General features: G+C 41.5%; 9 protein-coding genes. All 9 read right to left on the bottom strand.

Features of this window, described 5'->3' with window-relative positions:
- Positions 1–24: 24 nt before the first annotated feature.
- Entirely contained in the window at positions 25–768 is a 744-nt protein-coding gene (locus C5695_RS17130) for an arylamine N-acetyltransferase family protein (protein ID WP_117731860.1), read from the bottom strand.
- Between the two features lie 39 nt (positions 769–807).
- Entirely contained in the window at positions 808–1,065 is a 258-nt protein-coding gene (locus C5695_RS17135; RefSeq protein WP_034660075.1) for an HPr family phosphocarrier protein, read from the bottom strand.
- A 26-nt stretch (positions 1,066–1,091) separates the two neighbouring features.
- A complete protein-coding gene (gene whiA, locus C5695_RS17140; protein ID WP_003213321.1) occupies positions 1,092–2,042 on the bottom strand; it encodes a DNA-binding protein WhiA in 951 nt (316 codons plus the stop codon).
- Positions 2,043–2,059: 17 nt separating this feature from the next.
- On the bottom strand, positions 2,060–3,019 hold the full coding sequence (locus C5695_RS17145) for a gluconeogenesis factor YvcK family protein (protein WP_117731862.1): 960 nt from the start codon (positions 3,017–3,019) through the stop codon (positions 2,060–2,062).
- Positions 3,020–3,907, bottom strand: coding sequence for an RNase adapter RapZ (gene rapZ, locus C5695_RS17150; RefSeq protein WP_187441817.1), 888 nt, complete (start codon positions 3,905–3,907; stop codon positions 3,020–3,022).
- Positions 3,908–3,946: 39 nt separating this feature from the next.
- Positions 3,947–4,411 (bottom strand): 8-oxo-dGTP diphosphatase, encoded by a 465-nt coding sequence (locus tag C5695_RS17155; RefSeq protein WP_117731866.1) that lies wholly within the window; start codon positions 4,409–4,411, stop codon positions 3,947–3,949.
- A 357-nt stretch (positions 4,412–4,768) separates the two neighbouring features.
- Positions 4,769–5,719, bottom strand: coding sequence for a thioredoxin-disulfide reductase (gene trxB, locus C5695_RS17160; protein WP_117733179.1), 951 nt, complete (start codon positions 5,717–5,719; stop codon positions 4,769–4,771).
- Positions 5,720–5,953: 234 nt separating this feature from the next.
- On the bottom strand, positions 5,954–7,330 hold the full coding sequence (locus tag C5695_RS17165) for a coiled-coil domain-containing protein (protein WP_117731868.1): 1,377 nt from the start codon (positions 7,328–7,330) through the stop codon (positions 5,954–5,956).
- A 362-nt stretch (positions 7,331–7,692) separates the two neighbouring features.
- On the bottom strand, positions 7,693–9,153 hold the full coding sequence (locus tag C5695_RS17170; RefSeq protein WP_117731870.1) for a tetratricopeptide repeat protein: 1,461 nt from the start codon (positions 9,151–9,153) through the stop codon (positions 7,693–7,695).
- Positions 9,154–9,243: the final 90 nt, after the last annotated feature.

Consider the following 9,243-nt stretch of genomic DNA (forward strand, 5'->3'; position numbering starts at 1 on the left):
CGTAGGGCTGTTTTTTGATGCTGCTTATGGTAAAAGATTTTTCACATATTCGTTAAAAGGCAGAGGCAGCGGTTTTTTCGACACTTCTTCATGTTCATGTGTGGTGACATGATCCTCTGTGACGACTACACGTCCTGTTGGTGTCAGCTTGGAAGCAAGCGGCCTTTTGTTAAAAGGTGAGGCTTCATTTTCATAAATCTCCTGCCGTAATTGCGTCAATGTATCCTCACCCACTTCTTTTAATGTGAAAGCATAGCCTGTTTCAGCACCCGCTCCCCTGTCCAATTGGAGTAAGTGGGTCCCTTTTTCTGTTTCCTCCGCCTTCACGCGAAAACGAATGGACGGCGCTTCCACCCATTCACCTGTAAAAGGGACGGGCTGAAGAGGTAAATTCACACCAAACCCTGCATCAAGGAGGAATCGCTCGTTGTGATGTTTTAGGACGATGGCTACATGCGTCCCATCAAGTGCCCACATCTCCGCTTCCTTGTTATACACAGTCCCTTGAACGAGCTGCACAGCGAGCCCTGCCTCTTTTAACACATAATATAAGAGCGGATTGAGGTCATAGCAAAGCCCTCCTCTGCTGCTTTCAAGAAGATGCTGCTTCAATCCTTCTTGATTCAAGCCATAGGATTGTTTGTTCAGCACAGATCTATTTTCAAATGGAAAGGTATAGGCCATCTTTTTTAATAATACAGGCAAGTCATGGAAGGTGATGGACTGGCCTTCGTATCCGATCTTCTGTAAAAAAGCTGATTGCATCATGCACATTCCCTCCTAAAAAAACTGAGCCTGTGAAAAGACTCAGTTTTCTTGATTGATAAAATCCGTTAACGCATCAATGGCTTCTTGTTCATCTGCACCATCAGCTATTAGTGTAACAGTGACCCCAGAGCTGATTGCAAGACTCATGAGACCCATAATGCTCTTTGCATTGACCTTTTTCCCGTCCTTCTCTAGAAAAATTTCAGCTCCAAAGCGATTGGCTTCTTGTACGAACAAAGCAGCCGGTCGTGCCTGCAAGCCTGTTTTCAACTGGATGGTGACTGTTTTTTCCACCATATGATCTGCCTCCCTTTTTCATTCTCCTATTTGAGTGTAACAGCTTGTCCGTTTCGTAATTGCTCTGCAATTTGATCTAGTTTTCTTAAACGGTGATTAATCCCTGATTTGCTGATCTTGCCGCTCTCCACCATTTCTCCCAGTTCCTTCAGCGTGACCTCTTGATAATCGACTCGCAGTTTTGCAATTTCACGCAGCTTGTCGGGCAGGGCATCAAGTCCAATTTTTTCATCAATAAATTGAATATTCTCGACCTGACGCAGTGATGCACCAATCGTTTTATTCAAGTTTGCTGTTTCACAATTAACAAGCCGGTTCACGGAATTCCGCATATCACGGACGATCCGAACGTCTTCAAAGCGAAGAAGTGAGTTATGTGCACCTACAACACTTAAGAATTCCGTAATTTTTTCAGCTTCTTTCATATACGTGATGTATCCTTTTTTACGCTCAAGTGTTTTACTGTTGAGATGAAATTGATTCATCAGCTCACAAAGAGCATCATTATGTTCTTTATAGAGTGAAAAAATCTCAAGGTGATAGGAAGATGTTTCTGGATTATTTACAGAACCGCCTGCTAAAAAAGCACCTCTCATATAGGAGCGCTTGCAGCATCTTTTTTTGACGAGCTCTTCAGAAATATTGCGCTCAAATACAAATTGCTCACCTAATATTTTCAAATCCTCTAAAATGGTTTTTGCTCGTTCTACCAGTCTGACAATATACACATTATTCTTTTTTAATCTCATTTTTTTACGAACGAGTAGCTCGACTGTCACATCGTATTTCTTTTTGAGCAGTGTATAAATACGTCTTGCGATGGCTGCGTTCTCTGTCTGTATATCTAAAATCAATTTTCGATTAGAAAAAGATAATGAACCGTTCATACGGATGAGGGCAGAAAGCTCTGCTTTAGTGCAGCAGTCCTTCACGTCCAGATTAGTCAGCTCTTTTTTTGTTTCGGATGCAAATGACATCCTTGCCACCCCCATTCCTATTTTTTCTGATGTAACAGATCGACAAGCAGCGAGGCTACTTTCAGCGTGTCGTGACGAATCACATGCTGGTCATATGTAATGATTTCCCCAGGGATGACTTCCAGTCCCATTGCTTTAAGTACATCTGTGTCGAACTGTACAGGCTGAGCCTGTTCTTCGGCATATTTTGCTTTAATTTCTTCTGGAATTTCTTTATTGTTCACAAATATAGTATTGATAAATGGACGAACCATATGATCGTTTAATGCTTGCACATGATCGGCTGCACTATAGGAAAGCGTTTCCCCCGGCTGCGTCATGACATTGCAGATATACACTTTCTTCGCCTTTGAGCGAATCACTTCTTCACCAATATGCGGTACAAGTAAGTTTGGTAAAATACTTGTATACAAGCTGCCTGGGCCAATAACGATTAAATCAGCTTCACGAATGACTTGAATCGATTCTGGGAGCGGTTCAATGGTATCGGGTGTGAGGAACACTCGTTTAATTCGTTCACCGTAGGTTGGGATTTTTGATTCTCCTGTTACCACTTGCCCATTCTCTAATTCAGCATGAAGTACAACACTTGAATTCGCTGCTGGCAACACTTTTCCTCTCACATTTAACACCTTGCTCATTTCTGTGACGGCATGAAAAAAATCACCGGTTATATTTGTCATGGCCGCAAGAATGAGGTTGCCAAGAGAGTGACCTGTTAAGTCATTCCCTTTGTTAAAACGGTGCTGAAATAAGTCTTCTACAAGCGGTTCAACATCAGAGAGAGCCGCAAGGACGTTTCGAATATCACCAGGAGGCGGAATATTCAAATCATGCCTCAGTCTGCCTGAGCTGCCTCCGTCATCAGCAACCGTTACAATAGCGGTAATGTCCACTGGCTTTGTTTTCAACCCTCTGAGCAATACAGATAAGCCAGTGCCCCCGCCAAGAATGACTACCTTTGGAAGTGTCGTCATCTATTTTCGACTTCTCTTTTCAATGTCCCGGTGAGTGACATGTGTATAGTAATCATTTTTAAAATACTCCGATAAGTAATTGGCAAGCGTCACCGATCGATGCTGTCCGCCTGTACAGCCAATGGCGATCACAAGCTGGCTCTTTCCTTCTCGTTTGTAGGATGGAAGCATAAAGCTGAGCAGGTCGATTAATTTCTCTGTGAATTTCTGTGTCTCGCTCCACTTCATTACATAGGAACGCACTTCTTCGTCGTTTCCAGTCTGTGGACGCATGCTCTCGATATAGTAAGGATTCGGCAGGAATCTCACGTCAAATACAAGATCAGCATCAATCGGGAGACCGTACTTAAAGCCAAAGGACATCACGTTTACTGTAAACACCTGTCCTTGATTGGTCGCAAAGTGCGTCACAATTTTTTCTCGCAGCTGTTTTGGTTTTAAGTCCGATGTGTCAAAAATCATTTGAGCCCGGCCTTTTAACTCTTCTAACAGATCGCGTTCCATCGCGATTCCTTCGAGCGGCAATCCTGTTGTCGCAAGAGGGTGTGAACGTCTCGTTTCTTTGTATCTTGAGACAAGCACCTTGTCGTTTGCATCTAAAAATAAAATTCTTGGTATGATCCAGTCAAGATCACTCATTTCATCTAAGGCTGCAATTAAGCTGTCAAAAAATTCACGTCCGCGCAAATCCATCACAAGCGCTACCTTGCTCATCTTAGAATTCGATTCCTTCATGAGCTCTAGAAACTTCGGTAAAAGTGACGGCGGCAAGTTATCTACACAGAAATAACCTAAGTCTTCAAAGCTTTGAATGGCAACGGTTTTCCCCGCACCTGACATTCCTGTAATAATCACAAGCTGAATATCTTCTTGTTTGTGCGTATTCATGCCTGCTTCCTCTCCTTCTTTATGAAAACGGTTCATATATTAGTCTCCTTGAGGATCTAACCGATAAGCAATCAATTCAAAATCAGGTGTATACGTAAAAGTACCGTGCAGCAGTCCTTTTCCCTTCAGCATGAAATCAAGAATATGGGAATCTCCTGGAGCCATCGGTAAATGAGGCACATCCTTGACATCGTGCCACTTTAAAATACCTTCCTCCGACTCTGTCACGTTTTTTCCAGTAAATGAATCTGACATAAAGGTGAACATCATCCACTCTTGAACGATTTGATCGCCTTCTTTTATTGTAAAAGTAAAAACACCTTTTAACTGAGGATTTAAAATATAAATACCTGTTTCTTCTCTAAACTCTCGAACGACTGAATCCTTGACCGATTCTCCGCTTTCCATTTTACCGCCCGGCGCTACCCACCAGCCCCGTCTCGGCTTTTGCAGCAAGAGAACTTGGTCTTCGTGATGCAGCACACAATTGGTTACTCGTTGCATCAGCTGTCACCTTCTCTTTTATGTCTTTAACCTATTATACAGGTTCATCCTGACTCCCACAATGAACATGCCCCTTCTTCACCGAAAACAGACAGGTTTTCGTCTGAAAGCTGTGACAGGCAATTTCTCTACTCTTTATTTTACAGCATCCAACGGTTCCCCATGCGTCATTTGTGAACATCTCGTGAATTTCCGATTTTAAGCAAAAAAAAGGACACGGATTCTCATCCGTGCCAAACATGTATTCCTTATAAAAGGGGGTCAATTACTAGTTTTATCATAACGAAAAATTGTTTCACCCGTGTTACATTCCAGTTAAAAGCCCGTGACGCAATATTAAGGATTTACGACAGCTGTTTATTTCATTGCTTTTAGCTTTTCTTCAAGCTCTTCTACATAATGCTGTGCACTCTGTGCTGCAATACTTCCGTCGCCTGTTGCTGTCACAATTTGACGTAGTGTTTTTTCCCGAATGTCGCCAGCAGCGAAAATGCCTTCCACTCTCGTTTCCATTCTTTCGTTTGTCTCGATGTATCCTTCTTCATTTGTAATGCCGAGATTTTCGAATGGTTTAGATAGTGGGAGCATTCCGATATAGATGAAGGCGCCGTCTGTTTTAAAGTCTTCTTCTTCACCAGTCACCGTATCAATCAATGTCACACTGCCGACTTTTCCGTTTTCTTCATTAATTTGTTTAACGGTTTTGTTCCACATAAAGTCGATTTTTTCATTATCAAAAGCACGTGCTTGTAAAATGCTTTGTGCACGAAGTTTATCACGTCTGTGAACGATTGTTACTTTTGAAGCAAAGCGAGTGAGGTACACACCCTCTTCTACCGCAGAGTCTCCGCCGCCAATGACCACGAGCTCTTTGTTCTTAAAGAAAGCACCGTCACACACTGCACAGTAAGAAACACCTCGGCCACCAAGTTCTTTTTCGCCTGGTGCACCAATTTTTTTATATTCAGCTCCTGCTGCAATAATGACAGAGCGTCCTTTGTATTCTTTTGAACCTGCTTTGACGATCTTGTATTCTTCGCCGTCTACGATTTCTTTAATATCGCCATATGCATACTCAGCACCGAATTTCTTCGCATGCTCAAACATTTTATTTGAAAGCTCTGGCCCTAAAATGCTTTCAAAGCCAGGATAGTTCTCGACATCTTCAGTATTTGCCATTTGTCCGCCTGGAATTCCTCTTTCAATCATCAATGTTGAAAGATTTCCTCGTGATGTATAAACAGCGGCTGTCATTCCGGCAGGTCCCGCTCCAATGATGATCGTATCGTAGATTTTTTCTTCTGACACAACTGTCACTCCCTCTTCAATTGCTGCTAGCATTTCTTATTAGAATGCCCTTGGGTGATGCCTCCATTCATGACAGAGAGCATCATTTCCAATCTTAGCTTTTATTCCTTACCCATATCCTATTAAATCTGCGGATAATAAGCGAATCATTTGCTCATATCTTCAAAAAAAGAAAAAGCTCCCTTAAACTGCTGTTTAAGGAAGCCTGTTTACGGTTATATAGTAAGTAATGATTTATTCAACGACTCTTCTTACAACGCCCTTGAATGTTCTTTTCCAGTAAACATTGCTCATAGAGTCAACTGAAACACCGCGAGAGCTGTTATCGTTCAAGAATGTACCATTTCCTAAGTAAATACCAACGTGTCCATTTACTTTATACGTATCGAAGAACACAAGGTCTCCGCGTTTCATATCAGATGCACTTACAGCTCTTCCTTTACCTACAAGCGTGCTTGTTGATGTACCGCCAACTGGTCCAAGGTTGATGCCTGCTGATGCAAATGCCCAGCGAACGAATGAAGAACAGTCAAAACGACGTGCGTCAATATCAGCTTGTGATCTGCCGCCACCCCATTTATATGGAGATTGTCCAACAATGGAAGAACCTGTGCTGATTGCACCTTCGATTCCGCCTACGTTACTGCTGACAGGTGATCCACCGCCAGAAGATGGCTTCTTGCTTGGTGTACTGCTGTTGTTGTTATTAGATGATCCACTGTTAGTTGAAGAAGACGGGCTGCTATCGTTATTTGAGCTGTTGTCTTCCGCTTGAACACTTGCTTGACGCTGCTGTTGTCTTTGCGCCTTTTCTTCTTGTGCTTTTTGAGCTGCTTCTCTTGCGTCTTTTTCAGCTTGTTTTTGTGCAGCAATTGTTGCGTCTTTTTCAGATGCAATGCTGTTAGCTTCACTGTTTAACTCGCTGATTTCAGAAGATGCACTTCCCTTTTGCTTTTTCACTTGCTTGAATAGCTTGTCTTTTTCATCAAGCTGTTGATTCAAGTCTGTTTGAAGCGTTTCAAGCTTTGTCAGTGTCTTTTGAACATCTTCAAGCTTTGTGTTTAATTCGTTTTCAGACTTTTGAAGCTCTGCTTTGTCTTTTTCTTGCTCTTTAATGATTTCGCTGTCTGCATTGATGAGTGTAGATACTGCACCTGCACGGCTGATGAAATCGCTAAAGCTTTTCGCTCCTAGTAATACATCTATGTATTTTGTAGAACCGCCGCTTTCTTGAAGCGCACGTACACGCTTTTTCAAGAATTTGTTTCGATCTTCAATACGTTTTTCAGTATCAGCAATTTCTTTTTTCAGTGCTTTGATTTCTTTTTTTGTTTTTTCATTTTCTTTTTGTTTTTCTTCGATTTGATCACTTGTTTTTAAAGCTTTTTCGTCAATTTCTTTTAGCTTTAGTGCAAGTGCCTCTTGCTTTGCTTCAAGCTTTGAAAGCTCGTCTTTTTTCTTTTCAAGGTTTTTGTTGACCTCAGATTGTTTGCTGTCCAGCTCTTGTTTCTTTTGTTCAAAGTTCTGTGCGTTTGCTTCATGCGTAAATGGGATAAATAAACCGCTCGCTCCGATGACCGAAGCTAAACCGAAAGTAATAAACTTTTTCACGTATAGTTCCTCCTTTGACAATTTCCAAGCGACATACAAAGCAGCAAATTCTCTGCGATCAATCTGTGCTATCTATGTCTTTCTTCCTGATTAATCAGTCAGATGTTGACCAGATTGTTTCTATCACTAGGTGTTTCATTATGTATAGTAAAATATCTAAATATATGTCTTTGTTTTAATCCACGAGTTTCATTATACATGAGACATCGACAAAATGAGCTAATATTTTTATTACATTTATGTTTCAAAAACATGTCGTGATTGTCATACTTCGCCAAATCCTTGCAAATCTCACCTTTTTATCCAAGAAAAAAGCATGACCTGTAAGGCCATGCTGCAATGCTCTGAATCTATTTACCTATTTAATCAATTAACGTACAAATGATTTGTTCATATTTAGACAGTGTTTGAGCGCTGATCTGAAAAGAGGCTGCGATCTCTTTTTTACTGACAGCTGTTTCTTCTTGTTCATTCACCCATAAATAATAAGAGGCTGCTGCCCATGCAGGTGCATTTTTCTTCTCTACGCCAGAAGCACGTGCCTGCTGAATGATATGGAATAACCAAAAATAAGGCATATGACTGTCAGGCTGAACAGCTTCTTCCAAACTGGATGCCGCCTGTTTTGCGAAAACCGCATCTTCTGAAAACGAGTGTTCTTCCATTTCGTCTTCATATAAGAGTAGTTCAATGAATTGCTGCTCAAAGGCTGTTTTCGCTGCGCGTGCATCAAGAACAGATTGAAGAACGTCACGTTCTCCTTTTTGTTTGCTGACATAGTACGCAGTCAGCCGCTCTTCAATGGAGACCATTGGCTCCGTCTCCTCAGGTTTATCCTGCCACGGCTTTATTTCATCTGCATCGATATCTTCTTCGACCATCTTATCCCAAACCGTCTGTGCAAGCGTTTTATGCCCTGTATGATAAGCTGCGCTTGCGAGCCAGTATAAAAATGTACTATCTCCCTGAAAACCTGTTTTGTACAAGGAATAAAGCCATTTAAAGGCCCATTCAAATTCTCCAACGAGGGCAAATGTTGCGCCAAGCTTATAACGCTGTTCACTTAATATTGGATACACGTGCGTTAATTGCTTCGCTAACACATTGACCTTCTCTTCTTCTTTTTCATAATGATAGAAGACAAGCTGGTTGCAAAGGGCATGCAGATTACCCGGATTTTCATGAAGAACCCGGTTCAACATCTCTTTTGCCTGATGGATTTGCCCAGAATAAAAATAGGCCAAAGCGAGATTGTTATACGCTGACCAAAATTCTGGATACTCCACAATCATCTGTTCTAACATCTCAATGGCTTCATCAAGCCTGCCGCTTTCCAGCAAATGATTCGCTTGATCCTGCTTCACAATCAGATCATCCTGATCATAAGGAAAATCTTCGTCTCCTTCTTCGCTCATATCGAGCAGGTCGAGAAGATCATCATTTTCATCTGAAAATTCCCCATCCTCTTCTAACGAGGCATAAGCAGTAGCTGATTTATATGCCTCTTGAAACAGTCCGAGATTGGCATAGTTATTGGCTTTAAAATAGTGACACTCAGACATGTTTTCATCGATGTGTTCAAGGATAAAATCAAGCAGTTCATTTGATTGTTGGTAATGACCCATTTCAGTATAAATAATGGCAAGCTGTGACAGCATTTCTACATTTTCAGGCTCTAGTACGATGGCCCGCTGTATCAGCTTACTTGCTCTAGATAAATTTCTTTCTCTATATGCTTTTAGACCTTTATGAAAAAAGTAATGCCCATCTTGGAATAGCTGGACGACTTGTGTGTGATTATTTTGAGAAGTGTATTTACTCACCGATACCCTCCATTTCGAACAGTGTACCGTGTGTAGTATAACATACTTCACGAGTCGTCACATAGAACAAATGAAAAGGAAGGATTTGTT

It is taken from the genome of Bacillus pumilus (genome assembly GCF_003431975.1).
In the GTDB taxonomy this organism is placed as follows: domain Bacteria; phylum Bacillota; class Bacilli; order Bacillales; family Bacillaceae; genus Bacillus; species Bacillus pumilus_N.

Coding starts and splice junctions, on each gene's coding strand:
- whiA (WP_003213321.1), bottom strand. CDS start 2,042: ATGTCATTTGCATCCGAAACAAAAAAAGAGCTGACTAATCTGGACGTG.
- C5695_RS17145 (WP_117731862.1), bottom strand. CDS start 3,019: ATGACGACACTTCCAAAGGTAGTCATTCTTGGCGGGGGCACTGGCTTA.
- C5695_RS17135 (WP_034660075.1), bottom strand. CDS start 1,065: ATGGTGGAAAAAACAGTCACCATCCAGTTGAAAACAGGCTTGCAGGCA.
- rapZ (WP_187441817.1), bottom strand. CDS start 3,907: ATGAATACGCACAAACAAGAAGATATTCAGCTTGTGATTATTACAGGA.
- C5695_RS17130 (WP_117731860.1), bottom strand. CDS start 768: ATGATGCAATCAGCTTTTTTACAGAAGATCGGATACGAAGGCCAGTCC.
- C5695_RS17155 (WP_117731866.1), bottom strand. CDS start 4,411: ATGCAACGAGTAACCAATTGTGTGCTGCATCACGAAGACCAAGTTCTC.